Annotated in this window: 19 protein-coding genes and 3 tRNA genes; 15 read left to right on the top strand and 7 right to left on the bottom strand. The window is 71.9% G+C overall.

The window, feature by feature from the left end; all coding sequences use genetic code 11:
- The first annotated feature begins 165 nt into the window (after nucleotides 1-165).
- Together OG519_RS14475 and OG519_RS14470 are read left to right on the top strand one after the other, a co-directional pair.
- Complete coding sequence (locus OG519_RS14475) at nucleotides 166-849, top strand: GntR family transcriptional regulator (protein ID WP_405583277.1); 684 nt, start codon at nucleotides 166-168, stop codon at nucleotides 847-849.
- A 54-nt stretch (nucleotides 850-903) separates the two neighbouring features.
- Nucleotides 904-1,560, top strand: coding sequence for a hypothetical protein (locus tag OG519_RS14470; protein ID WP_405583275.1), 657 nt, complete (start codon nucleotides 904-906; stop codon nucleotides 1,558-1,560).
- A 101-nt stretch (nucleotides 1,561-1,661) separates the two neighbouring features.
- On the opposite strand, the gene OG519_RS14465 is transcribed toward OG519_RS14470, so the two are convergent.
- Nucleotides 1,662-2,408: an SLATT domain-containing protein gene (locus OG519_RS14465; protein WP_405583273.1), complete on the bottom strand. Its 747-nt coding sequence runs from the start codon at nucleotides 2,406-2,408 to the stop codon at nucleotides 1,662-1,664.
- Nucleotides 2,409-2,802: 394 nt separating this feature from the next.
- Here OG519_RS14465 and purD point away from each other — a divergent pair, with 394 nt between their 5' ends.
- From purD to OG519_RS14445, 4 genes are all read left to right on the top strand, one after another.
- Nucleotides 2,803-4,089, top strand: coding sequence for a phosphoribosylamine--glycine ligase (gene purD, locus OG519_RS14460; protein WP_405583271.1), 1,287 nt, complete (start codon nucleotides 2,803-2,805; stop codon nucleotides 4,087-4,089).
- Between the two features lie 1,135 nt (nucleotides 4,090-5,224).
- The gene (locus tag OG519_RS14455) at nucleotides 5,225-6,862 is read left to right on the top strand and encodes a hypothetical protein (RefSeq protein ID WP_405583269.1); all 1,638 of its coding nucleotides are present in this window, start codon (nucleotides 5,225-5,227) and stop codon (nucleotides 6,860-6,862) included.
- 311 nt (nucleotides 6,863-7,173) lie between these two features.
- Complete coding sequence (locus OG519_RS14450; RefSeq protein WP_405583267.1) at nucleotides 7,174-8,667, top strand: N,N-dimethylformamidase beta subunit family domain-containing protein; 1,494 nt, start codon at nucleotides 7,174-7,176, stop codon at nucleotides 8,665-8,667.
- A gap of 98 nt (nucleotides 8,668-8,765) precedes the next feature.
- Nucleotides 8,766-9,668 carry a phosphoribosylaminoimidazolesuccinocarboxamide synthase gene (locus OG519_RS14445; protein WP_405583265.1) on the top strand — a complete coding sequence of 301 codons (903 nt, stop codon included), beginning with the start codon at nucleotides 8,766-8,768 and terminating at the stop codon, nucleotides 9,666-9,668.
- A 131-nt stretch (nucleotides 9,669-9,799) separates the two neighbouring features.
- On the opposite strand, the gene OG519_RS14440 is transcribed toward OG519_RS14445, so the two are convergent.
- The 4 genes from OG519_RS14440 to OG519_RS14425 all read right to left on the bottom strand — a co-directional run bounded on the left by OG519_RS14440 (nucleotide 9,800) and on the right by OG519_RS14425 (nucleotide 10,712).
- Nucleotides 9,800-9,875 (bottom strand) — tRNA-Gly (locus OG519_RS14440).
- A gap of 148 nt (nucleotides 9,876-10,023) precedes the next feature.
- Nucleotides 10,024-10,099, bottom strand: a tRNA-Gly gene (locus tag OG519_RS14435).
- A gap of 57 nt (nucleotides 10,100-10,156) precedes the next feature.
- Nucleotides 10,157-10,228: transfer RNA gene (locus tag OG519_RS14430), tRNA-Gly, on the bottom strand.
- Nucleotides 10,229-10,394: 166 nt separating this feature from the next.
- On the bottom strand, nucleotides 10,395-10,712 hold the full coding sequence (locus OG519_RS14425) for an Lsr2 family protein (protein ID WP_093736980.1): 318 nt from the start codon (nucleotides 10,710-10,712) through the stop codon (nucleotides 10,395-10,397).
- Between the two features lie 398 nt (nucleotides 10,713-11,110).
- Between OG519_RS14425 and purS the strand changes: the two genes are divergently transcribed.
- The 7 genes from purS to purM all read left to right on the top strand — a co-directional run bounded on the left by purS (nucleotide 11,111) and on the right by purM (nucleotide 18,653).
- Complete coding sequence (gene purS, locus OG519_RS14420; protein ID WP_330797758.1) at nucleotides 11,111-11,356, top strand: phosphoribosylformylglycinamidine synthase subunit PurS; 246 nt, start codon at nucleotides 11,111-11,113, stop codon at nucleotides 11,354-11,356.
- Entirely contained in the window at nucleotides 11,353-12,120 is a 768-nt protein-coding gene (gene purQ, locus OG519_RS14415; RefSeq protein ID WP_405583262.1) for a phosphoribosylformylglycinamidine synthase subunit PurQ, read from the top strand. The genes purS and purQ overlap by 4 nt, the downstream gene beginning before the upstream one ends.
- On the top strand, nucleotides 12,120-14,372 hold the full coding sequence (gene purL / locus OG519_RS14410) for a phosphoribosylformylglycinamidine synthase subunit PurL (protein ID WP_405583260.1): 2,253 nt from the start codon (nucleotides 12,120-12,122) through the stop codon (nucleotides 14,370-14,372). The genes purQ and purL overlap by 1 nt, the downstream gene beginning before the upstream one ends.
- 201 nt (nucleotides 14,373-14,573) lie before the next feature.
- Nucleotides 14,574-14,777 carry a DUF4177 domain-containing protein gene (locus OG519_RS14405; protein WP_405583258.1) on the top strand — a complete coding sequence of 68 codons (204 nt, stop codon included), beginning with the start codon at nucleotides 14,574-14,576 and terminating at the stop codon, nucleotides 14,775-14,777.
- A gap of 51 nt (nucleotides 14,778-14,828) precedes the next feature.
- Nucleotides 14,829-15,641 carry a sterol carrier family protein gene (locus tag OG519_RS14400; RefSeq protein WP_405583256.1) on the top strand — a complete coding sequence of 271 codons (813 nt, stop codon included), beginning with the start codon at nucleotides 14,829-14,831 and terminating at the stop codon, nucleotides 15,639-15,641.
- Nucleotides 15,642-15,861: 220 nt separating this feature from the next.
- Complete coding sequence (gene purF / locus OG519_RS14395; RefSeq protein WP_405583254.1) at nucleotides 15,862-17,385, top strand: amidophosphoribosyltransferase; 1,524 nt, start codon at nucleotides 15,862-15,864, stop codon at nucleotides 17,383-17,385.
- A 200-nt stretch (nucleotides 17,386-17,585) separates the two neighbouring features.
- Nucleotides 17,586-18,653: a phosphoribosylformylglycinamidine cyclo-ligase gene (gene purM, locus OG519_RS14390; protein ID WP_405583252.1), complete on the top strand. Its 1,068-nt coding sequence runs from the start codon at nucleotides 17,586-17,588 to the stop codon at nucleotides 18,651-18,653.
- A gap of 57 nt (nucleotides 18,654-18,710) precedes the next feature.
- On the opposite strand, the gene OG519_RS14385 is transcribed toward purM, so the two are convergent.
- On the bottom strand, nucleotides 18,711-18,974 hold the full coding sequence (locus tag OG519_RS14385; protein WP_405583250.1) for a DUF3073 domain-containing protein: 264 nt from the start codon (nucleotides 18,972-18,974) through the stop codon (nucleotides 18,711-18,713).
- A 268-nt stretch (nucleotides 18,975-19,242) separates the two neighbouring features.
- Nucleotides 19,243-20,406 carry a Leu/Phe/Val dehydrogenase gene (locus OG519_RS14380; protein ID WP_405583248.1) on the bottom strand — a complete coding sequence of 388 codons (1,164 nt, stop codon included), beginning with the start codon at nucleotides 20,404-20,406 and terminating at the stop codon, nucleotides 19,243-19,245.
- A 297-nt stretch (nucleotides 20,407-20,703) separates the two neighbouring features.
- On the opposite strand from OG519_RS14380, the gene OG519_RS14375 reads away from it, so the two are divergent.
- Nucleotides 20,704-21,549, top strand: coding sequence for a hypothetical protein (locus tag OG519_RS14375; protein WP_405583246.1), 846 nt, complete (start codon nucleotides 20,704-20,706; stop codon nucleotides 21,547-21,549).
- A 457-nt stretch (nucleotides 21,550-22,006) separates the two neighbouring features.
- Nucleotides 22,007-22,213: a developmental transcriptional regulator BldC gene (bldC, locus tag OG519_RS14370; protein ID WP_033321412.1), complete on the top strand. Its 207-nt coding sequence runs from the start codon at nucleotides 22,007-22,009 to the stop codon at nucleotides 22,211-22,213.
- Nucleotides 22,214-23,293: the final 1,080 nt, after the last annotated feature.

Raw genomic sequence — 23,293 nt, 5'->3', positions numbered from 1 at the left:
GAAGAATATGCGGATGAACGCCGACCGGTCAGCCGGTCATGCCCGGCCGCGGTGGCGTCCGGATCGCGCCCCGCGCATATCCGTATGGCACTCGCCTATCGTGTGCGGGGGCCAGACGTATGTACGACAGGCGTACGGACGCCGACCCGGCCACGAGGAGACGGCATGCACGCCGGCGGAGCGCAGGTGCGACGCAGCAGCCTGCGTCAGCAGATCGCCGACGCCCTCAGGGACGAGGTGCTCACCGGACGCCTCGAAGCCGGCCGGCACTTCACCGTCAAGGAGATCGCCGAGACCTACGGGGTGTCCGCCACCCCCGTCCGGGAGGCGCTGGTCGACCTGGCGGCGCAAGGGCTCCTGGAGGTCGAGCAGCACCGCGGCTTCCAGGTGCGGCGGCTGACCGCCGCCGACTACCGCTCGCTCACCGAGGCCCGGATCTTCATCGTGGAGGCCGCCTTCCGCGGCATGGCGGAGCACGGCATGGGGGAGTTGCCGCCCGACGCCATCGCGTCGGTACGCCGCCGCGCCGAGGCCGCCTCCCGCGCCGCCAGGGCCGGGGTGCTCGACGTGCTGATCGGCTGTGACCTGCGTTTCTGGCGGGAGCTGACGGCCATCGGCGCCAACCCGCACATCTGCGAGTTCCTGGACCGGATCCGGATCCAGAGCTGGATCTACGCCGTCCCGCACCTGCGGGCGCTCGGCGAGCTGGCCGGCGTCTGCTGGGCGGGCCATGTGGCGCTCGTCGAAGCGGTCGCCGAGCGGGACACCGAAGCGGCGTACACGCTCACGCTGGAGTACAACGCCCATACCCGGGAGCTGATCGAGAAGCTCGCTCCCACGCGCTCCTGACGTGACAGCCACCGGCCAATTACGCTGTACGCCCCCGACCGGATGGAGCCTTTCGTGGCCTGCGACTTGTGGCTGGTGCCGCTCGTGGATGTGCTCTGCCACAGCCCGGAAAACCCTTTCTCCGAGGAACTCGCCCGCTACGACAAGGCGTTGAGCGACGCCGGGCAGCCGCCGATTCCCGTCTACAGCTACATGCCAGGACTGTCAGGGGACGTGGGTCCCGTCGCCTGCTTCGACTACGACGCGCTGCACTTCCTGCGCCGCGCCTATCTGCTCGGTCTCCAGGGGCTCGAAGTCACCCCCGTCGACGCGCTCGGCGGCGACTACGAGCAGCTCCTGGAGATGTTCGAGGCGACCGCACAGCACTCGCACCTGGTGTGGCACTACGACCACGCCGGCGCCTATGTGCCGCTCGACTTCCCGCACCCTGTCGTCAACGACGAGTTGCTGGAGAGCGGCGGACCGCTCGGCTCCAGCCACGGGCTGCTGCGCGAGCTCCAGTTCGTCGCCCCGGCGATCGGCATCGACCCGGCCAATCCGCCGGTCGCCCCCGCGCCGCCCGACCACCACACCACGCTCGAAGAACCCGCCCGGCTGCCGCCGACCGGCCTCACCGACAGCCCCTTCGCCCGCGAACACCACGTCTGGCTCGGCCTGCACGCGGCCGCGACACGGTCCCTGGGCCAGGGGTCGATGATCGTCTTCAGCTGAGGCCGACCGCCGCACGGGATTCGCCCGTCACCATTGCCGCCGGCCTGCCCGTCGTTCGCCCTATGCCTTGACGGGGCCCTATCGCGAAGTCTTGACGGGCCCTATCGCGGCCCGTCCGGGGGGCGCTGGCGTGGCATGTTCGGGCGGTTGTTGGGGTGGGGGAGGCGCGCCGGGATCGGCGAATCGGCGCGCGAGGGCCACCAGGCGGCGGACTGCGTACGCAGCGGACCGCCCGCCGTGCCCGCGCCGAAGTCGACCATCCAGTCGGACGTCTCCATCCGGACCAGATCGGCGATGTCCTCGCAGAAACGCCGCAGGATCGCCAGGCAGCGCTCGGCGGCCTCGGCGGCCGTCCCCTCGGTGGGGCCGAGGACTTCCCTGACACTCTCCGACGCCCAGTCGAACCGCAGCGTCTCCAGCCGGCGCTGCACCGCCTGCGCGGTCGCCACGTCCCGCATCCAGCCGGCGGTCAGCCCCAGCACCCGGTCGAAGCAGACGCACACCCCGGCGCCGAGCAGCCCGAGGAAGCCCCAGGTGGCGACGGAGTCCGCCGAGCCGGTCAACTGGATCAGCGGCAGCGCCGCGCCCCCGGCCGCCAGGACGGAGGCGGCGATCCGCAGTGCCCGCGCGCCCCGGCGCTTACGGAGCCGGTCGCGCAGATACCAGTCGGCGGTACGCAGCGCGCCGGTCTCCGCCCAGCGGTAGAGCTCCTCGAGCCGCTCGGCCGGCTCGCCCCAGTCGCCCAGCGGGAACGGCAGCGCCCGCAGATCCTGGCGCTGCTGGTGGAGCGCCCGCCGCGCGGGCTCCTCCGGCGGGGCCTCCTCGGGATGGATGTCCGGCTGGCTCACTGCACGCTCCTCGCACAACCCGCATAGATTTCTCGAACCCGTTGAACCCGTTGAAGCCGTCGAACCGGTTGACCCGTCGAACCTGGCCCGCCGGCCGGGTGCGAAGTTCCCTTCTTACCGCCGAACGGCCGGCCGTGCGGGGCGGATCGAAGGATTTACGGCCGGATGAGAGGGCGGTCAGGTAGAGCAGATATAGACCGTAGCCCCGCCGCTCGGTGAGCAGCCCCACAGATCGCCCGAATGAGTGAGCCGTGCCGAGCGATGGGTGAGCAACGCGGGAAACGGCGGGCGGTGCGCCGAGTGATCGCTCAGCGGGCGTGAGTGGGCAGCGCACGAACGGGGTCGCCGCCGCCCGCACCGGCCCGGCGGGTGGGCGCCCACTACCCTGGTGCGCGTGAAGGTCCTAGTCATCGGCGGCGGCGCCCGCGAACACGCCCTGTGCCGCTCCCTGTCCCTCGACCCCGAGGTCACCTCGCTGCACTGCGCCCCCGGCAACGCCGGAATCGCGGAGGTGGCCGAGTTGCACCCGGTCGACATCCTGGACGGCGCGTCCGTCGCCGGACTCGCCGAGTCCCTCGGCTCGGACCTCGTCATCGTGGGACCCGAGGCGCCGCTGGTCGCCGGGGTCGCCGACGCCGTACGGGCTCGCGGTATCGACTGCTTCGGCCCTAGCGGGGCCGCCGCCGCGCTGGAGGGGTCCAAGGCCTTCGCCAAGGAGGTGATGGCCGCGGCCGGGGTGCCCACCGGCCGGTCGTACGTCTGCACCACCCCCGAGGAGATCGACGAGGCGCTCGACGCCTTCGGCGCGCCCTATGTCGTCAAGGACGACGGGCTGGCGGCCGGCAAGGGCGTCGTTGTCACCGACGACCTGGCCGTCGCGCGGGCGCACGCGCTCGGCTGCGAGCAGGTGGTGATCGAGGAGTACCTCGACGGGCCCGAGGTGTCGCTCTTCGCGGTGACCGACGGCGAGACGGTCGTACCGCTCCAGCCCGCGCAGGACTTCAAGCGGGCGTTCGACGACGACCAGGGCCCCAACACCGGCGGCATGGGCGCGTACTCGCCGCTGCCGTGGGCCGACCCCGACCTCGTCGCCGAGGTCGAGCGGACCGTGCTCCAGCCGACCGTGGACGAAATGCGGCGCCGCGGCACGCCCTTCGCGGGGCTGCTCTACGCGGGCCTGGCGATCACCTCCCGCGGGGTGCGGGTCATCGAGTTCAACGCGCGCTTCGGCGACCCCGAGACGCAGGTGGTGCTGGCCCGGCTCAAGACCCCGCTGGGCGGGCTGCTGCGGGCCGCCGCGACCGGGCAGCTCGCCATCTTCCCCGCGCTGCGGTGGAGCGAGGGGGCCGCCGTCACGGTGGTCGTCGCCTCGCACAACTACCCCGACACGCCGCGCACCGGCGACCCCATCAGCGGCCTCGACGACGTCGCCGCCAAGGACGACCACGCCTACGTGCTGCACGCCGGCACCCGCCAGGACTCCACCGGCCGCGTCCTCTCCGCCGGCGGCCGCGTCCTCTCCATCACCGCGACCGGCCCCGACCTCACCAAGGCCCGCACCCGCGCGTACCGCGCCATCGCCCGCATCACCCTGCCGGGCGCCCACCACCGCACGGACATCGCCGCGGCGGCGGCGCAGGCCGCAGCGGGAGAGGCCGCAGGGGCCGCGGGGGCGGTCTGAGGGCGGGCTGATGGTAGGCGGGGGTGTCCCTGGGGCTGGGTGCCCCAGGGGCGACCGCTCGGAGCGAGGGAGCTCTGGGGCGCCGTCGAGGGTAAGGCGGGGGTGGGGGCGCCGTTGGGGGTGAGGTGCCCAGGAGTGGGCGCCGTTCGCCGGTAGGGGGCGGCCCCGGGGGAGGGGTGCCGGAGAGGGTGCCGTCGGCGGTGAGTGCGGCCCATGGGGGTGCCGTTCGCCGATGAGGGCGCCGGTGGGTGGGCACCCCCTTGGCGCATGGGTACCGCCCTGGCCCCTTATTGCCGCGCCCTCGCCTCCGGCCGCTCAGACCCGGTGTCGACGGTCGATCGTGCTCGTTCCTTCGTACCTCAGGACCTCCGCGCGTTCTCCCTTTCGACACCGGCGCGGCCTTCGGCTCGGTCGCTACCGGCGAACCGCCGGGCGCATAAGGCGCGGGTGGGTGGGAGCCGCCGAGCGCGTTGGTGCCGCCCGGGCCCTCGCCTCCGGCCGCTCAGACCCGGTGTCGACGGTCGATCGTGCTCGTTCCTTCGTACCTCAGGACCTCCGCGCGTTCTCCCTTTCGACACCGGCGCGGCCTTCGGCTCGGTCGCTACCGGCGAACCGCCGGGCGCATAAGGCGCGGGTGGGTGGGAGCCGCCGAGCGCGTTGGTGCCGCCCGGGCCCTCGCCGCCGGCCGCTCAGACCCGGTGTCGACGGTCGTTGGTGCTCGACTCCTCTCCCCCTACCTTCGGCGGGGGGACCCCCACTCAGGACCTCCGCGCGTTCTCTCCCCCAGACTCCGTCCGGGGGGACCCCCATTTCGACACCGGCGCGGCCTTCGGCTCGGTCGCTACCGGCGAACCGCCGGGCGCATAGCCCAGCCAGGGGGCGACCGGCGGCGCACGCCGTACCCCCCCACGGCGCCCACCTTCCGCCGCCGGGGAGGGAGACCACCACTCCATGGAGTGATGCGTGGGCCATATGGATGACTCCCCGGGGACGGCGGAACTATCGTGCCCCGCAGGGCGCACCGCGGGACATTGCGGCAATCAGCCGTACGGCATTGCGATGTCGGTGGGCGGTGCGACAGTGGGGTGAGGCCGTCGCCGGGGCGGTCACCGCTAGCGCAGGGGGTGAGCCGCCGATGGCCGGAGAAGTGGGAGAAGCCTTTGCGCGGGGTCGCGCCCTGGCCGTGCTGCGGGTGCGGTCCGCCGGGCTGGGGGCCGCGCTGTTGCCTGCCGCTGCCGCCGTGGTGCTGCACGCGGGGCGGGTCGGTGGGCGGATCGGCCCGGAGTGGGATGGGGTGTGCTGGGGCGTGACGGCCGCCGCGCTGGTGGTGCTCGCGGTGGCCGCCGGGGTCGGCGCGGTGATCGCGCGGGCCAGGCCGGCGGTCAGCCCGACCGTCCCGGTCCCGGAGAAGGCCGCGCCCGATCTCTACCGGCTGGTCAGAGAGCTCGCCGAGCGCCTCCAGGTGCCCGCGCCGTCGGCGATAGCCCTGACCCCGGACTGCGACAGCTGGCTGGAGGACCGCCGGCCGCCGGCCCATGACGGCGGCAGCCGCCCCGCCCCGGTGCTCGTGGTCGGCTCACCGTTCATGTGGTGGATGCGGATCGCCGAGCTGCGGGCGCTGCTCGCGCCGGTGGTGGCCGGCACCGGCGCCGCCGCCGACCGGGAGATATCCGCGGCCCGCCGCTTCGTCCGCGGGCTGGACGCCGCGGCGGCGGTGGCCGAGCAGGGCCGGCGCGGCGGACTGCTGCTGCGGCCGGTGTTCGGGCTGCTCGGCTGGGCGGTCCGGCTGATGCTGCGCTGCTGCCGTACGCGGGCGGCCGAGATGGAGCGCGGGGTGGCCGCGTCCGCCTCGGAGCGGGCGCTCGCGGTGGACTACGGGCTGCGGATCGTCGCCCAGGAGCAGGTCGGCCTCGCATACGCGGGCTGGGACCGGCTGCTGACCCGGGTGGCGCTGCCGGCCTGGCGGTCGGGGCGCTGGCCGTCGCGGCTGGACGCCGGGGTGGTCGCCGCGCTCACCGAGCTGTCCCGGCGGGACCGGCTGGCGGAGGGCTTCGAGACCCGGCTCGGCGAGCGGCCGGCCTGCGACCTGCTGGAGGAGCCCGGCACGATGGACGAGGCGGTGTCGCTGCTCGCGGCCCGGATCTTCCACGGCGGCCCGGCCCGGCCGGGTCCGGGCTGGGCGCCGGTGAGCTGGGCCCGTTACCCCGAGGAAGTGGTGGACGGGATCTGGCGGGACGAGGCGGACCGGCTGATGAGGCTGCTGGACGATGTCCGGCCGGCCACGGTCCGGGCCCGGGGCGGCCGGGTGCTGGTCGGCGGGCGGGCGGCGGGTCTCGACGAGGAGGCGGCGGGTTCGGGCGGCAGGACGCTGGGGCGGGTCATCGAGCGGCTGGCCGCGGGCGGCAGCGAGGAGCTGGCGGCGCGGCTGAGCGCGGCGGCGGAAGCGGAGGCCGAGGCGGCGGCCGGCCGGCCGGCGACGCTCGCGGTGCCCGGCGGTGAGGTGGCCGTCTGTCCGCTGCTGCCGCCCCGCTCCGGCCGTGAGCTGTTGCAAGACCATGTCACGGCGGTGGTCTGCTGCGCCGCGGTGGACACCGGCGGCGCCGCCCCCGGCCTCGACTGGCTCGACGGCCCGGCCCTGCTGGTCGGCGGCGCCCGCCGTACCGACCTGGCCTTCCCCGTCCTGCGCCTGGTGGAGAACGGCGATCCGACACCGCTGCGCGCCTGGCTCGCCGCGATGGGCATCAGCCCGGACACCCCGCTGCGGCTCACCTGACCCCGGCCCTCACGGGCGGGCGGCCCTCACGCGCGGGCGTCCCTCACCGGCAGCCGCGGGAAAGGCCGGCGGCGCCCCCACGTGCTCAAGGGGCCCCGGCCGACCAGGTGTTCCCATGCGCCGCCCTCCGCCGAACACGGCCGGAAAACGGCCTTGCCGTCTCCCGATGGTCTCTTCGTGGCAAGAAATACGCCACTAAGCGTAATCGCTCTGCCTCTTTCTGTGATGTGCTGAGGGAAGGCGACCGCGCCCCCGCACCGCGCTCCCAGCGGTCGGGGCGGGCCGCCGCACAGAGGCGGGAGGAGGCGGGGATGGGCATGGGCCAGATTCGGCGCTGGGAGTCGGGGGCGCTCGCGCACGGCGTGTCGGACCCCTTCGGGCAGGGACCGCTGCCGTGGTTGAGAGGTGAGCCGAAGTATCTCGACGATGACGGACAAGTGGTGCCGTGGTACGTCGACTTGGCCGTGAGCAGCGGAAAGGCCCCGCGCCGCTCGCGTCTGCTCGGCCCGCGGACGGCCGATGACGTGCACGGGCAGATCAAGGGCTTCGCCACCGAGGGCGGCGTCGAGCCGGGCGGCGCGATCGACTTCCGGATCACCGTGGACCCGCCGCAGGAGTTCACCGTCGACGTCTACCGGATCGGCCACTACGGCGGCGACGGCGCCGCCCAGGTCACCGCGAGCCCCCGGCTGTCCGGCATTGTCCAGCCGCTGCCGCTCGCCGCGGGCAGGACGGTTTCCTGCCACCACTGGTGGCAGTCCTGGCGGCTCCAGGTCCCGCCCTACTGGCGGACCGGCGCCTATGTGGCCGTGCTCACCACCGTCGACGGCTACCGCAGCCACATACCCTTCACCGTCCGGGACCCGGTCGACGCCCGCCCCGCCGATCTGCTGCTCCTGCTGCCCGACGTCACCTGGCAGGCGTACAACCTCTTCCCGGAGGACGGCCACACCGGCGCCAGCCTCTACCACGCCTGGGACGGCGAGGGCCGGCTGCTCGGCGAGGAGGAGGCCGCCTCGACGGTCTCCTTCGACCGCCCGTACGCGGGGGCCGGACTGCCGCTGCACATCGGCCACGCCTACGACTTCGTGCGCTTCGCCGAGCGCTACGGATACGACCTCGCCTACGCCGACGCCCGCGATCTGCACGCGGGGCGGGTGGACCCGACCCGCTACCGGGGCCTGATCTTCCCTGGCCATGACGAGTACTGGTCGGTGCCGATGCGCCGCGCCGCCGAGGCGGCCCGCGCGGCCGGCACCTCGCTGGTGTTCCTGTCCGCCAACACCATGTACTGGAAGGTGGAGCTGACCCCTTCGCCGTCCGGCGCCCCCGACCGGCTGCTGAAGTGCAGCAAGGGCCGTAAGGACGGCAGAAGCCGCAGCGCGCTCTGGCGGGACCAGGGCGAGCCGGAACAGGCGCTGCTCGGCGTGCAGTACGCGGGCCGGGTGCCGCAGCCGTCGCCGCTGGTGGTGCGGAACGCCGACCACTGGCTGTGGGAGGCGACCGGCGCCGGCGAGGGCGACCGGATCCCCGGCCTGGTGGCGGGTGAGGCCGATCACTACTACCCCCGGGTGCCGTTGCCGGAGTCCACCGAGCGCATCCTGCTCGCCCATTCGCCGTACGAGTCGGCCGACGGCCGCCGCCGCCATCAGGAGACATCGCTCTACCGGGCGCCGAGCGGCGCGTGGGTCTTCGCGGCCGGCACCTTCGCCTGGTCGCCGGCGCTCGACCGGCCGGGCCATGTGGATCGCCGGGTGCAGCGCGCCACCGCCAATCTGCTGGACCGTATCTGCAAGCGGGACTGATCCCGCGGCGCGCCCGGCGCGGGACGGGCCCGTGCGCGTCCGGCGGCCCGCTATGAGCGAGAATCGGTGGTCGAGTCACCGATTTGGGAGGACCATCCGTGTCCGGATTCGTCGAGAAGCCCGAACCCGTCCAGGTGCCGGGCCTGGTGCATCTGCACACCGGCAAGGTACGCGAGCTGTACCGGAACGGGGCCGGTGAGCTGGTGATGGTGGCCAGCGACCGCGTCTCCGCCTACGACTGGGTGCTGCCCACCGAGATCCCGGACAAGGGCCGTGTGCTGACCCAGCTCTCGCTCTGGTGGTTCGAGCTGCTGGGCGATCTGATGCCCAACCATGTGATCTCCACCGAGGTGCCCGAGGGCGCCCCCGCCGACTGGGCGGGCCGCACCATGGTGTGCAAGCCGCTGCGGATGCTCCCGGTGGAGTGCGTGGCCCGCGGCTATCTGGCCGGCTCCGGCCTGGCGGAGTACGAACGGGACCGTACGGTGTGCGGGATCGCGCTGCCCGAGGGCCTGGTGGACGGCTCCGCGCTGCCCGGTCCGATCTTCACCCCGGCGACCAAGGCGGCGGTCGGCGAGCACGACGAGAACGTGCCGTACGAGGAAGTGGCCCACCGGGTCGGTGTGGAGACCGCGGCGCACCTACGGCAGTCGACCATCGCGGTGTACTCCCGGGCGCGTGACATCGCGCACGAGCGCGGCTTCATCCTGGCGGACACCAAGTTCGAGTTCGGCTACGACGACCAGGAGACGCTCGTCCTCGCCGACGAGGTGCTGACCCCCGACTCCTCCCGCTTCTGGCCGCTCGACCAGTGGGAACCGGGCCACGCGCAGCCGGCCTTCGACAAGCAGTTCATCCGGGACTGGCTGACCTCGGACGCCTCCGGCTGGGACCGCGCGAGCGAACAGCCGCCGCCCCCGCTCCCCGAGGAGATCGTCACCCAGTCCAGGTCCCGCTACATCGAGGCGTACGAGCGCCTCACCGGCCTGCCCTGGGGGTAAGTGCCCGTCTGCCTGTCTGCCCGTCGTACGAGGCCGCCGGTCCCGGCCGTTCCCAGCCGGCGCCGGCCAACTGTCGGCCCCCGAAGATGCGGCGAAGGCCCCGGTCGTGGTGACCGGGGCCTTCGTTCTGCTGGAGCGGACGACGAGATTCGAACTCGCGACCCTCACCTTGGCAAGGTGATGCTCTACCAACTGAGCCACGTCCGCAGGGCGTGAAAACACTGTACCTGATCGTCCCGGCGGGGCAGAACCGGATTCTCCGGAGCCGGGGCCCGGGACGCCGCGGAGATCCGAACGACAGGCCCCGGGAGTACGGCGAAGGCCCCGGTCGTGGTGACCGGGGCCTTCGTTGCGCTGGAGCGGACGACGAGATTCGAACTCGCGACCCTCACCTTGGCAAGGTGATGCTCTACCAACTGAGCCACGTCCGCAGGGCTCGACCACTGCGCCGGGTCCACCGGAAACCGGTGAACCCGACAAGTGATCAGAGCGGGCGACAGGAATCGCACACTGCGCCTCCCCCCTGGAAGGGGGGCGCTCTACTACTGAGCTACGCCCGCGTGACCTCCGCTGACCTGGCCTTTCGGCCCTGCCCTCGGCGTGGTCCCCACATTAGCGGAAGACAGGGGGGCGATGTCCAATCCGCCACGGACGATGGGGCCGTGGCGGTTTCCGCGCGGGGCGGCGGACGGCCCGCCCGGTCGGCCGGGCGCGTCCGCCGACTGGTCAGCCGGCCTTGTTGAAGGCCTCGTAGACCTTCTTCGGGATGCGGCCGCGCGCCGGGACCTCGAAACCGTTCGACTGCGCCCAGGCGCGGACGGTCGCGGGGGTCGGGGCGATCGGCGTGCGCTTGTAGGCACGGCCGGAAAGGGTGCGCCGGCGGCCGGCCTCCACGTAGGGGGCGAGTTCCTTGCGCAACCGGTCCGCGTTCTTGGACGAGAGATCGATCTCGTACCACTGCCCGTCGACGCCGAATGCGATGGTTTCGGCGGCTTCGCCGCCGTCCAGGTCGTCGGCGAGTGTGACCAGTACGCGTTGCGCCATAGGGATCGGTCCTTTCTTACGCCATCGGCTCGTGGGCGCGAGGGCGGTGCGGGCGCGGTCGGGGCCGCGAGCCGTGGCGTGGCTGCGGCCGAGCCGACCAGTCGGTGTCGACAAGTTTCATTTTGGTGCGATGACGCACGTGCGCTGTCACGAAATGAGGCAGTGGGGGGATACCCGATGTCCGAGTTAATTCCCATCGCTGGGCCCCCGCAAGCCTTCTCGCACCCGGGACCCTATGTTTTCAGCCCCGGTTTTCCCATGCATTTCGTCAGCCGATACATAAACGTGATCCTCTGATCCGGTGGATCGGGCGAGGGTGATCTGGTATATCTACTCGCGTAGATTCCGCAACCCGGTACGCTGGGAGAACCTCACGCACCACACCACCGGGAGTGCCAGTGGCACGCGTCGTAGTCGACGTCATGCTCAAGCCGGAGATCCTCGACCCCCAGGGCCAGGCGGTGCAGCGCGCACTGCCGCGGCTGGGCTTCGACGGGATCTCCGACGTACGACAGGGAAAGCGCTTTGAACTGGAGGTCGACGGTCCGGTCGACGACGCGGCGCTCGCCCGCATTCGGGAGATGGCGGAAACGTTTCTCGCCAACACCGTGATCGAGGACTTCAATGTAAAGGTGGAGTCGTGACTGCACGCATTGGCGTCGTCACATTCCCGGGAACCCTCGACGATCGCGACACCCAGCGCGCGGTACGGGTCGCGGGCGCCGAACCCGTACCGCTGTGGCACCGCGACAAGGACCTCAAGCAGGTCGACGCCGTGGTGCTGCCCGGCGGGTTCAGTTACGGCGACTATCTCCGGGCCGGCGCGATCTCCCGTTTCTCCCCGGTCATGGAATCGATCATCGGACAGGCCAGGGCCGGAATGCCGGTACTGGGTATCTGCAACGGTTTCCAGGTGCTGACCGAGGCGCATCTGCTGCCGGGCGCGATGCTCCGCAACTACGACCTGCACTTCGTCTGCCGGGACCAGAAGCTGCTGGTCGAGACGAGCGCCACCGCCTGGACCGCCGACTTCGCCGCCGGGCAGCGGATCTCGATCCCGCTGAAGAACATCGACGGCCGCTACACCGCCGACGAGCGCACCCTCGACGAGCTGGAGGCCGAGGGCCGGGTGGTGTTCCGTTACGCGACCCACGGCGCCGACGGAGCTGACAGCGCTGCCGGTGCTGCCGGTGTTGCGAGCACTGACAGCTCAGCCGGCTTGCCGGCCGACGGCTTCGGCAACCCCAACGGGTCGCTGCGCGACATCGCCGGCATCAGCAACGCCGAGGGCAACGTCGTCGGCCTGATGCCGCACCCCGAGCACGCGGTCGAGTCGCTGATCGGCACCGGCCGCACCGACGGCCTGGGCTTCTTCACCTCGGTACTCAAGAAGTTGGTCAACGCCTGATGTCTCCCCTGGACACCGTCAAGCACGCCGAGCAGACCCCCGAGGCGTCGCAGCCCTGGAAGGACCTCGGTCTCAAGCAGGACGAGTACGAGCGCATCCGGGAGATCCTGGACCGCCGCCCGACCGGCGCCGAGCTGGCGATGTACTCGGTCATGTGGTCCGAGCACTGCTCGTACAAATCGAGCAAGGTGCACCTCAAGCAGTTCGGCGAGAAGGCACCGCGGACCGACGCGCTGCTCGTCGGCATCGGTGAGAACGCGGGCGTGGTCGACGTCGGCCAGGGCTACGCGGTCACCTTCAAGATCGAGTCGCACAACCACCCCTCGTACATCGAGCCCTACCAGGGCGCGGCCACCGGAGTCGGCGGCATCGTCCGCGACATCCTGGCGATGGGCGCCCGGCCGGTCGCGGTGATGGACCCGCTGCGCTTCGGCGCGGCCGACCACCCCGACACCAAGCGGGTGCTGCCCGGGGTCGTCGCGGGCGTCGGCGGCTACGGCAACTGCCTCGGCCTGCCCAACATCGGCGGCGAGGTCGTCTTCGACCCCTGCTACCAGGGAAACCCGCTGGTCAACGCGCTCTGTATCGGCGTGATGAAGCACGAGGACATCCACCTCGCCAAGGCGTCGGGTGCCGGCAACCGGGTGATCCTCTACGGCGCCAGGACCGGTGGCGACGGCATCGGCGGCGTCTCGGTGCTGGCCTCGGAGACCTTCGACGCGACCGGGCCCTCGCGGCGCCCGGCGGTCCAGGTCGGCGACCCCTTCCAGGAGAAGCTGCTCATCGAGTGCACCCTGGAGCTCTTCCGGGAGAAGCTGGTCACCGGCATCCAGGACCTCGGCGGCGCGGGCCTGTCCTGCGCCACCTCCGAGCTGGCCTCGGCCGGTTCCGGCGGTATGCGGGTCGAGCTGGACACGGTGCCGCTGCGCGACGCGACGCTCTCGCCCGAGGAGATCCTCATGAGCGAGTCGCAGGAGCGCATGTGCGCCATCGTCGAGCCGGACAAGGTCGACCGCTTCCTGGAGATCTGCGAGAAGTGGGACGTCATCGCCACCGTCATCGGTGAGGTGACCGAGGGCACCCGGCTGGAGATCTTCTGGCACGGCGAGCAGATCGTGGACGTACCGCCGCGGTCGGTCGCGCACGAGGGCCCCACCTACCAGCGTCCGTACGCCCGTCCCGCGTGGCAGGACGCCCTCCAGGCCGACGACGCGGGGAAGCTGGCCCGGCCGGCCGGCGGCGCCGAACTGCGCGAGCAGGTGCTGGCCGTGGTGGCCTCGCCGAACCAGGCGTCGAAGGCGTGGGTCACCAACCAGTACGACCGGTTCGTGCAGGGCAACACGGTGCTCGCGCAGCCCGAGGACTCCGGGATGATCCGGATCGACGAGGAGACCAACCTCGGGGTCGCGGTCGCCACCGACGGCAACGGCCGGTTCGCCAAGCTCGACCCCTACGCCGGCGCGCAGTTGGCGCTGGCGGAGGCGTATCGCAACGTGGCCGCCACCGGCGCCAAGCCGCTGGCCGTCTCCGACTGCCTCAACTTCGGCTCGCCCGAGGACCCGGCCGTCATGTGGCAGTTCGCCGAGGCCACCCGCGGTCTGGCCGACGGCTGCCTGGCGCTCGGCACCCCGGTCACCGGCGGCAATGTCTCGCTCTACAACCAGACCGGTGAGGCGGCGATCCACCCGACGCCCGTCGTCGCGGTCCTCGGCGTGATCGACGACGTGACCCGCCGCACCCCGATGGCCTTCAAGGACGAGGGGCAGCTGATCTTCCTGCTCGGCGACACCCGGGCGGAGTTCGGCGGCTCGGCCTGGTCCCAGGTCGTCCACGACCACCTCGGCGGGCTGCCCCCGGTGGTCGACCTGGACCGGGAGAAGCTGCTCGCCGAGATCCTGATCTCCGGCTCGCGGGACGGCATGATCGACGCCGCTCACGACCTGTCCGACGGCGGCCTCGTCCAGGCGGTGGCCGAGTCCTGCCTGCGGGGCGGGGTCGGCGCCCGGCTCGTCGTGCCGGACGGCCTGGACGCGTTCACCTTCCTCTTCTCGGAGTCCGCGGGCCGCGCGGTCGTGTCGGTGCCGCGCTCGGAGGAGCTGCGCTTCACCGACATGTGCGGCGCGCGCGGCCTTCCGGCGGCGCGGATCGGTGTGATCGACGGCACGGAGATCGACGTGCAGGGCGAGTTCAGCATCCCGCTGGCCGAACTGCGCGCCGCCCACGAGGCGACCATCCCGGCCCTGCTGTCCTGACCCCCGGCCCCGGCCGGCCGACTCGACGCAGGCCCGCTTCACCCGCCAAGGGCGCCCCCGGAGCACGATCCGGGGGCGCCCCGCTGTGTGATGACGTCACCTCAGGACCGCGGTGTCGGCCGACGGCCGCGCCCTGATCCATGGTTGGCTGTCCCCGCACGCGTACAACCCTATGAACAGGCAATAGCGAAGGGCCCGAGTATGTACGAGTACAAGGTCGTCACCTTCCGGGAAGCGTTGATCGGCGACGCCCTGGACGCCGGCAAGTTGGAGAAGACGCTCAACAAGCACGCCGAGGACGGCTGGGCGTTGAAGGACATCACCTCCGGCGACGTCAAGGGCCGGATAGGCCCCGGCGCCGTCGACGGCCTGCTGCTCACCTTCGAGCGGACCCGCCAGGTCTGAGCCCCGCGGCGGGCGGGCCTCGCTGTCGCAGGCACCGCATAGGCTCGGGACATGCCGCCAGGAAGCCGCCGCCCCCGCACGTACGACCCCGCCAGGACCTGGGGCGCGCTCACCGCGCAGGTCGACCACGTGCGGGTGGCGGTCCGGGGGCTGGCGGCCGAGCGGTGGGCGGCGCCGAGCGGGCTGCCGGGGTGGGACGTACGGCTGCTGGTGGTGCACATCGTGCGGCAGGTGGCGGCGCTGCGGATGATCCTGGCCGAGGATCCCGCGCCGTTCGGTACGAAGGTCATCGGCCTGGACACCTGGGCGCGCTCCACCGCGGGGATCGCCGACGAGCTGGACGCGTCCACCCGGGTGGCGGCGGAGCGGGCCGCGACCCCGGCGGACGTGCTGGCCGCGCTGGACGCGGAGGCGGAGCTGCTGCCGGACCTCCGGGCGGCGGCGCTGCGGGCCGACCGGCTGACCGCTCGCCCGTTCGGCGGCATGCGGGCCCTGGACTTCACGGTGACCCGGCTGGTGGAGCTGGTGGTGCACAGCGACGACCTGGCCCGGGCGACCGGCGTGGACGTACCGCTCGACCGGCAGGCGCTGGCCGCGGTCGTGCGGCTGCTGGCGGACGCGCTCGCCGCCAAGGCGCCGGGCAACAGCGTCGAGGTCCGGGTGCCCCCCTATGCGGCCGTGCAGTGCGTCGAGGGCCCCCGGCACACCCGCGGCACCCCGCCCAATGTGGTGGAGACCGACCCCCTGACCTGGATCCGCCTGGCCACCGGCCGCCTCTCCTGGTCCACCGCGCTGGCCACCGCCCGCGTCTCGGCCAGCGGCGAGCGCGCCGACCTGGATCCGTACCTCCCGGTGCTGGGGTGAGCGAAGCCGCGGCGGGCGGTTACGCAGGGTTTCCGGCGCCGCGCGGAAGCGCTGCGGACCGGGGCGCCCAGGCGGCCGAAACGGGCCCGCGCGGCGGCTCGCCGGGTGACCCGGGCGCACATCACATGCCCTTGTGGCACACGGGGTTACGCGCATAGACCGGGCCGCCGGGCGGTTCCCTCGTTCGGCCGATGGCCATTCCTGCCCTAGACTCGTAAATGTGCCTCGTGGTGACGGACGACTCAGCCACGACCTGCTCCCCGGTGAGAAAGGCCCCCAGGACGCTTGCGGCGTCTTCGGTGTCTGGGCCCCGGGTGAAGAGGTCGCCAAGCTCACCTATTTCGGGCTGTACGCACTGCAGCACCGCGGTCAGGAGTCCGCGGGCATCGCAGTGAGCAACGGCTCCCAAATCCTGGTCTTCAAGGACATGGGCCTGGTATCCCAGGTCTTCGACGAGACCTCCCTCGGCTCCCTGACCGGCCATATCGCCGTCGGACACGCCCGCTACTCCACCACCGGCGCCTCGGTGTGGGAGAACGCGCAGCCCACCTTCTACGCCACCGCCAACGGTTCCATCGCCCTCGGCCACAACGGCAACCTGGTCAACACCGCCGAGCTCGCCGAACTGGTCGCGGCCATGCCGCAGAGCAGCGCGGGCGGCCGGGCCACCAAGGTCGCGGCGACCAACGACACCGACCTGATCACCGCACTGCTCGCCGGGCAGGTCGACGACGACGGCACCCCGCTGTCCGTCGAGGACGCGGCCCGCAAGATCCTGCCCAAGGTCAAGGGCGCTTTCAGCCTCGTCTACATGGACGAGCACACCCTCTACGCCGCCCGCGACCCGCAGGGCATCCGCCCGCTGGTGCTCGGCCGGCTGGAGCGCGGCTGGGTGGTCGCCTCCGAGACCGCCGCCCTGGACATCTGCGGCGCCAGCTTCGTCCGGGAGATCGAGCCCGGCGAGCTGGTCGCCATCGACGAGCAGGGGCTGCGTACCTCCCGCTTCGCCGAGGCCCGCCCCAAGGGCTGCGTCTTCGAGTACGTCTATCTGGCCCGCCCCGACACCGACATAGCGGGCCGCAACGTCTACCTCTCCCGGGTCGAGATGGGCCGCAGGCTCGCCCATGAGGCCCCGGTCGACGCCGACCTGGTGATACCGACCCCCGAGTCCGGTACGCCGGCCGCCGTCGGTTACGCCGAGGCCAGCGGTATCCCGTACGGCTCGGGCCTGGTGAAGAACTCCTACGTCGGCCGGACCTTCATCCAGCCCTCGCAGACCATCAGGCAGCTCGGCATCCGGCTCAAGCTCAACCCGCTCAAGGAAGTCATCCGCGGCAAGCGGCTGGTGGTGGTGGACGACTCCATCGTCCGCGGCAACACCCAGCGCGCCCTGGTCCGGATGCTGCGCGAGGCCGGCGCCGCCGAGGTGCACGTACGGATCTCGTCGCCGCCGGTGAAGTGGCCCTGTTTCTTCGGCATAGACTTCGCCACCCGCGCGGAGCTGATCGCCAACGGGATGAGCGTGGCGGAGATCGGCACCTCGCTGGGCGCCGACTCGCTCGCGTACATCTCGCTCGACGCCATGGTGGAGGCGACCACCATCGCCAAGCCGGACCTCTGCCGGGCCTGCTTCGACGGCGAGTACCCGATGGATCTGCCCGACCCCGAGCTGCTCGGCAAGCAGCTCCTGGAGACCGAACTGGCCGGGGGCGCGGACGCCGCGGACGCGCTCCGCCGGCCGTGAGGCGGTGCGGGCGGTGAGGCGGGCCGGCGGTATCCCCATCGTTCCCCGTGACCTCGCCGTTCCCGCCGCCCCCGCCGTCCCAGTCATCATCGTGGCCACCGTCCCCGTGCATCCCCCCGTACCTCCCTCCGTGCCCGCCCCGCCGCGACCCCTGCCGGGGTCATCCGATCCCGCGGCCATCCGACACGAAAGCGTCAGCCATGCCTGAGACAACCGGTGCCAGTTACGCCGCCGCCGGCGTCGACATCGAGGCCGGCGACCTCGCCGTCAGCCTGATGAAGGAGTGGGTCCGCAAGGCCACCCGTCCCGAGGTGGTGGGCGGGATCGGCGGCTTCGCCGGGCTCTTCGACGCCTCCGCCCTCAAGCGCTACGAGCGTCCGCTGCTGGCGTCCGCCACCGACGGGGTGGGCACCAAGGTGGACATCGCCCGCCGGATGGGCGTCTACGACACCATCGGCCACGACCTGGTGGCCATGGTCGTGGACGACCTGGTGGTGTGCGGCGCGGAACCGCTCTTCATGACCGACTACATCTGTGTCGGCAAGGTCCAGCCGCTGCGGGTCGCCGCCATCGTCAAGGGCATCGCCGAGGGCTGTGTACTGGCCGGCTGCGCCCTGGTCGGCGGGGAGACCGCCGAGCACCCGGGGCTGCTGGGCGAGGACGACTTCGATGTGGCGGGCGCCGGCACCGGAGTGGTGGAGGCCGACGCGCTGTTGGGCGCGGACCGGGTCCGGCAGGGCGATGTGGTGATCGCCATCGGCTCCTCCGGACTTCACTCGAACGGGTACAGCCTGGTCCGTCATGTCTTCTTCGACCGGGCCGGCTGGGCGCTGGACCGCGAGGTGCCGGAGTTCGGCCGGACCCTGGGCGAGGAGCTGCTCGAACCCACCAGGATCTACTCGCTGGACTGCCTCGCGGTGACCCGCACCGCCGAGGTGCACGCCTTCTCGCACATCACCGGCGGCGGCCTCGCCAGCAATCTGGCCCGGGTCCTCCCCGAGGGGCTGCGCGCCGCGGTCGACCGCTCGACCTGGACGCCGGACCCGGTCTTCACCACCGTCGGCGACCTGGGCGGCGTCGCCCGGCCGGAGCTGGAGAAGACGCTGAACATGGGCGTGGGCATGATCGCCGTAGTGCCCGAGGAGTCCGTCGACGTCGCGCTCAGCGTGCTCGCCGACCGGGGCGCGGACGCCTGGGTGGCCGGCGACATCAAGGCACGCGAGAGCCACCACCCGGCCGTCGAGCTGACCGGGGACTATGCGAGCTGACGAAACCCGGTCCGGGCGGGCCCGGACCGGGTTTACACGATGTCCGCGTCGGCGGCGTCAAGCGTGACGACGCTGCGATGACGGCTGGGACTCGTCCTCGTCCTCTTCGTCATCGTCGTCGTTGTAGAGATCCGCGTACTGAGCGTACGGATCGTCGTCATCGGTCTCGTCGTCATCGTCCTCGACAGGCTCCGGATTAACCGGCCTCGACGGCGATGCGCCCAGCTCTTCGGCCAGACGGGAGAGATCTGTGCCGCCGCTGTTGTACTTCAGCTGGCGGGCGACCTTCGTCTGCTTGGCCTTGGCCCGGCCGCGCCCCATGGCTCGACCCCCTCAACGGCGGGGCTCAACGGCCCCGAGTCTTGACACGCGTTCATGAATCGGAGCGGTCTCCCGGGGGGAGACCGGTCCTTAGGCCCTCAACGGTACCTGCTTCCGAGGCCGCACGGTACGCCGCCCGCACGAAGCGCGTCGGATCCGGCACTGTTCACGGCCCTGTCCTGGCTGGTCAGGGCCGATTTTACCGGCTTCTAGCGCGAACTTGCTATCGGGTCGTGCTGTCGGTCACGCCGGGGGTCCAAACGGCTGGTCACCCGGTCACCCCGGTCGCCGGACGCAGCCAGTGCTCGGCCGGTGTACGGTCCGCGATCCGCTGCTCGGCGAGCCGGTCGGCGGCGACCGCCGGCGGCACGCCATCGGCCGCGGCCCGCTCGAAGATGGCCGCGGTGGTGTCGTAGATCTTCTCCGCCTTGGCCTTCGCCCGGTCGAATTCGAAACCGTGCAGTTCGTCGGCGACCTGGATGACACCGCCGGCGTTGACCACGTAGTCGGGCGCGTAGAGGATGCCGCGGTCGGCGAGGTCCTTCTCGACGCCCGGGTGGGCGAGCTGGTTGTTGGCCGCCCCGCAGACCACGGTCGCGGTCAGCGCGGCCACCGTCGGGTCGTCCAGGGCGCCGCCGAGCGCGCAGGGGGCGTACACGTCGAGCGGGGTGCGGACCAGCACATCAGCGTCGCGCACCGCGGTGACATCCGGGTGACGGGTGGTGATCCGGTCGACGGCGTCCTTGCGAACGTCGGTGATGACCACCTCGGCGCCGTCGTCCAGCAGGTGCTCGACGAGGTGGTGGCCGACCTTGCCGACGCCGGCGATACCGATCCGCCGGCCGCGCAGGGTGGGCTCACCCCACTGGGCCTCGGCGGCGGCCCGCATGCCCTGGAAGACGCCGAAGGCGGTGAGCACCGAGGAGTCGCCGGCGCCGCCCTGCTCGGGGGAGCGGCCGGTGGTCCAGCGGTTCTCCCGGGCGACGACGTCCATGTCCGCGACGTAGGTGCCGACGTCGCACGCGGTCACGTACCGCCCGCCGAGCGAGGCGACGAAGCGGCCGTAGGCGAGCAGCAGCTCTTCGGACCTGAGGATCTCCGGGTCACCGATGATGACGGCCTTGCCGCCGCCGTGGTCGAGACCGGCCAGCGCGTTCTTGTACGTCATGCCGCGGGCGAGGTTGAGCGCGTCCGCCACCGCCTCCTCGTCCGAGGCGTAGGGGAAGAAACGGGTACCGCCCAGGGCGGCGCCCAGGGCGGTGGAGTGGATCGCGATGACGGCCTTGAGGCCGGAGGCCCGGTCCTGGCACAGCACAACCTGCTCGTGTCCGCCCTGCTCCGATCGGAAGAGCTTGGCGAGGACACCCTCGGCCCCGACGCCTTCGTCGGGCCGGCCGGTCTGTCGTACGTCGGTCACGGTGGTGACTCCCATAGTCCGGTGGTCCCATGTGGTCCCAGAGATTCCCAGATGGTCGCTGAGGTGCGGTTCTTCCCAGCGTTTCGCAGTGCACTTGTGTCGCACCTGATCGCGCCTCCCGTAGGGGTGGCGGGCGGCGCCGATGGGCTCAGACTAGGCCCTGTCGGGCCGATCTTGGGGGGCATCCCGGGGGCGGACCGGCGCGCCACGGGCGCCGCGCGGGACGGACCGGGGACAGTGGCCGGGATCACCTCCGGGGGACCTTGCCGCGTGGGACGATCGGGGAGTCGATACGGCGGCGAGGGAGCAGGTGTGGGCGGTTCTCCTGGAGTGGTGCCGTACGCGGCGTATCTGCGGGTCTACGAGCCCCTGGCGGCCTTTCCCGAGCCCGAACGCACGCACTGGCACCGGTACGCGGCCGCGGGCGCCGTTCGCACCGCACAGGACGAACTGCGGCAGTCGCTCGCCGACCTCGTCCCGATGCCGCCGATCGCCGTACCGGTGCACGAGAGCCGGGACGCCTTCGTGGCGGTGATCGGCGGGGTGACCCACGTCTGCCCGTGGCGGACCAGGCTGCGCAGCTGGCTGGCCCTGGAGCACGCGGGGACACTGCTGCCGGAGCCGGTGTTCGACGCGATGCTGCCGCCGGTCGTACGGCTCCAGGCCGAGGCGGACCACGAGGCGTGGCGGGAGCGCAATCCGGACGCGCGGCCGTGGATCCGGTCGGCGACCTGGCATGTGCCGGTGCGCTGGTTCGCCCTCGTCGGCGAGGACGAGCGGGAGTACGAGCCGGCCGGCGCGGGCGAGTCCAAGGAGCCGCTGCTGCGGTACCGGACGCCGATGGTGCAGGCGCGGCGGCGGGTGGCGCGGGCGCTGCGGGTGCTCAAGGAGGCGCTGGACGAGGGCCCGTTGATCGACGGGCTGATCGATGTCGGGCGCTGGCTCGAGGAGTTCCATCCGCGTTCGATGGTCGAACTCGACTACGGGGGCCTGGTGCACGCGATGGGGCCCGACCGGCTGGCGGCGGACTACTCGGCTGCGGATGTGGCGGAGGGGCTCGCCGCGCTGCGCGAGGGCGACCCGGCGGCGGCCGGGGTGGCCTACGAACGGCTGACCGATCGCTGGCGGGCCGTGCGCGAACTCCAGTTCTCCAGTTAGTGGCTCGCCGATCCGCCGGGTGCGGGAGGATCCATCGGATCCGGCTGATCCCGAGGGGGCCCTTGGGCCAGGATTGGCCCAAGGGTGACGCAGAGCACATGACTTAACTCTTGTCTGCATCACCATCTGTCATGCCAAAATGGGACATCAAGTCCACCGTGGACTCGTTTCCTGGGTGGGGATGTGGCAGGTGATTGAGCTGTGACTGATCGTTACGTTGGGGTGACTGTCCGTTATGGCATGGTCCATCGGCTTCCGTCGAGGTTGAACACCTGAGAGCGCAAATCCATCGGTTTGGCCGACGAGGCTGGACGGATGGTGTAGTTGTAGTGCCGAGGACAAGCCGTTCGTCCTATTACCGACTCGGCCCGCGTCCGCCATTTCGGGCAACGCGGGTCAAGGTGCAGAATTTAGAGGAAAGAACCGCGTTGGTTCGGTTCTCTCGAGGAGGCCGCTCATGACCGCTCGCACCCCTGATGCCGAGCCGTTGCTTACCCCTGCCGAGGTCGCGACCATGTTCCGCGTCGACCCCAAGACGGTCACGCGGTGGGCCAAGGCCGGCAAGCTCACGTCCATCCGCACGCTCGGCGGCCACCGTCGGTACCGCGAGGCGGAGGTCCGCGCACTTCTGGCGGGCATTCCGCAGCAGCGGACCGAGGCCTGACAGCCCTTTTGGGCGGTTCGCGGGGCCCCCACCCCGTCTGACCGCCCGGCCCGACGGCCGGCCTGCCCCCATCAGGCACGCCGGAGGGTGAGTTCTTCAGCTTCACGGCTTTACAGCTTTACGGCTTCACTGGGACCGCATCGAACTCCGCCGGGTTCGATGCGGTCTCTTTTTTTGGGCGGTTCCGGAGGTTGGTGCGGGTTGGTGGGGGGTCGGTGCGGGTCGGCGAGGGCCGGCGAGGGCTCTGTGTGGGCGGGGCCGGGTCCTGGGGCGCCCTGCGGGGCGTGAGCGGCGGGGTCTGTGGGGTGGTGGGGGCTCCTGTTCGCCAACGCCGGAGTCGTCCCCCTGGTGGGTACCATTGCACATATTAAATCGCGACCCTTGCGGAGGGCCTCGGATTCCCCCGTTTTCGAACGAATTTCAGTGACTCCTGTCACATCTCCACGCGCTTGTGGATCTTCCGGGCGGTACGGTAATGAACTCCCGCGCGGGGTGCGGGTCCGTGGCCGGCCCCGCCTGGGTTCGCTGGGTGACGCCCCTTCAACTCTTGTCCCCAGCACGGCACTTGCGGTTTCAACCACCACCCCGCCGATCGCTCACCGTAAGGACCCCTTGGCGCCGCCAGACCCCGTCGCCGCCCCACCCGCCGCCGCAGCCCGCCACCCCGCCGCCCGGGGCATGCCGAAGGCCCGCGCCTTGCTCCCGCCGGGCGCCCCCCGGACCGGGCAGCCCGCTGCCCAGGCGCTCGGGGCACGGGGAAGTCCCGGCGCCCTGCCCACCGCGCCCCCTGAACCGCCCGCCTCGCGCCGCCCGGGGCCGCGCAGACCACTGCTCCGCTGCTCGGGGCATGCCGAGGGCCCGCAACCTGTTTGCCGCACCCCTTCAGGCCGCCCCACCTCGCGCCGCTCAGACCGCTGCCCCACCGCCCGGGGCATGCCGAGGGCCTGCACCCTTCGCCCGTGGCCCCCTGAACCGCCCGCCTCGCGCCGCCCGGGGCCGCGCACACCGCGCCCCGCCGCTCCGGGGCATGCCGAGGGCCCGCTGCCGGGGGTGGGGCGGGCCTTGGGGGAAAAGAAAAAC

This window comes from Streptomyces sp. NBC_01190 (assembly GCF_045039895.1).
Taxonomy (GTDB): Bacteria; Actinomycetota; Actinomycetes; order Streptomycetales; family Streptomycetaceae; genus Actinacidiphila.
Note: the sequence above shows the minus strand (reverse complement) of the source record. Positions and strands in the feature narration are given on the sequence as shown.

Bases quoted from the DNA above. Each gene is read 5' to 3' on its own strand.
- OG519_RS14475 (WP_405583277.1), top strand. From the start codon at position 166: ATGCACGCCGGCGGAGCGCAGGTGCGACGCAGCAGCCTGCGTCAGCAG.
- OG519_RS14455 (WP_405583269.1), top strand. From the start codon at position 5,225: ATGGCCGGAGAAGTGGGAGAAGCCTTTGCGCGGGGTCGCGCCCTGGCC.
- OG519_RS14450 (WP_405583267.1), top strand. From the start codon at position 7,174: ATGGGCATGGGCCAGATTCGGCGCTGGGAGTCGGGGGCGCTCGCGCAC.
- OG519_RS14425 (WP_093736980.1), bottom strand. From the start codon at position 10,712: ATGGCGCAACGCGTACTGGTCACACTCGCCGACGACCTGGACGGCGGC.
- purL (WP_405583260.1), top strand. From the start codon at position 12,120: ATGTCTCCCCTGGACACCGTCAAGCACGCCGAGCAGACCCCCGAGGCG.
- OG519_RS14405 (WP_405583258.1), top strand. From the start codon at position 14,574: ATGTACGAGTACAAGGTCGTCACCTTCCGGGAAGCGTTGATCGGCGAC.
- OG519_RS14400 (WP_405583256.1), top strand. From the start codon at position 14,829: ATGCCGCCAGGAAGCCGCCGCCCCCGCACGTACGACCCCGCCAGGACC.
- purM (WP_405583252.1), top strand. From the start codon at position 17,586: ATGCCTGAGACAACCGGTGCCAGTTACGCCGCCGCCGGCGTCGACATC.
- OG519_RS14385 (WP_405583250.1), bottom strand. From the start codon at position 18,974: ATGGGGCGCGGCCGGGCCAAGGCCAAGCAGACGAAGGTCGCCCGCCAG.
- OG519_RS14380 (WP_405583248.1), bottom strand. From the start codon at position 20,406: ATGGGAGTCACCACCGTGACCGACGTACGACAGACCGGCCGGCCCGAC.
- bldC (WP_033321412.1), top strand. From the start codon at position 22,007: ATGACCGCTCGCACCCCTGATGCCGAGCCGTTGCTTACCCCTGCCGAG.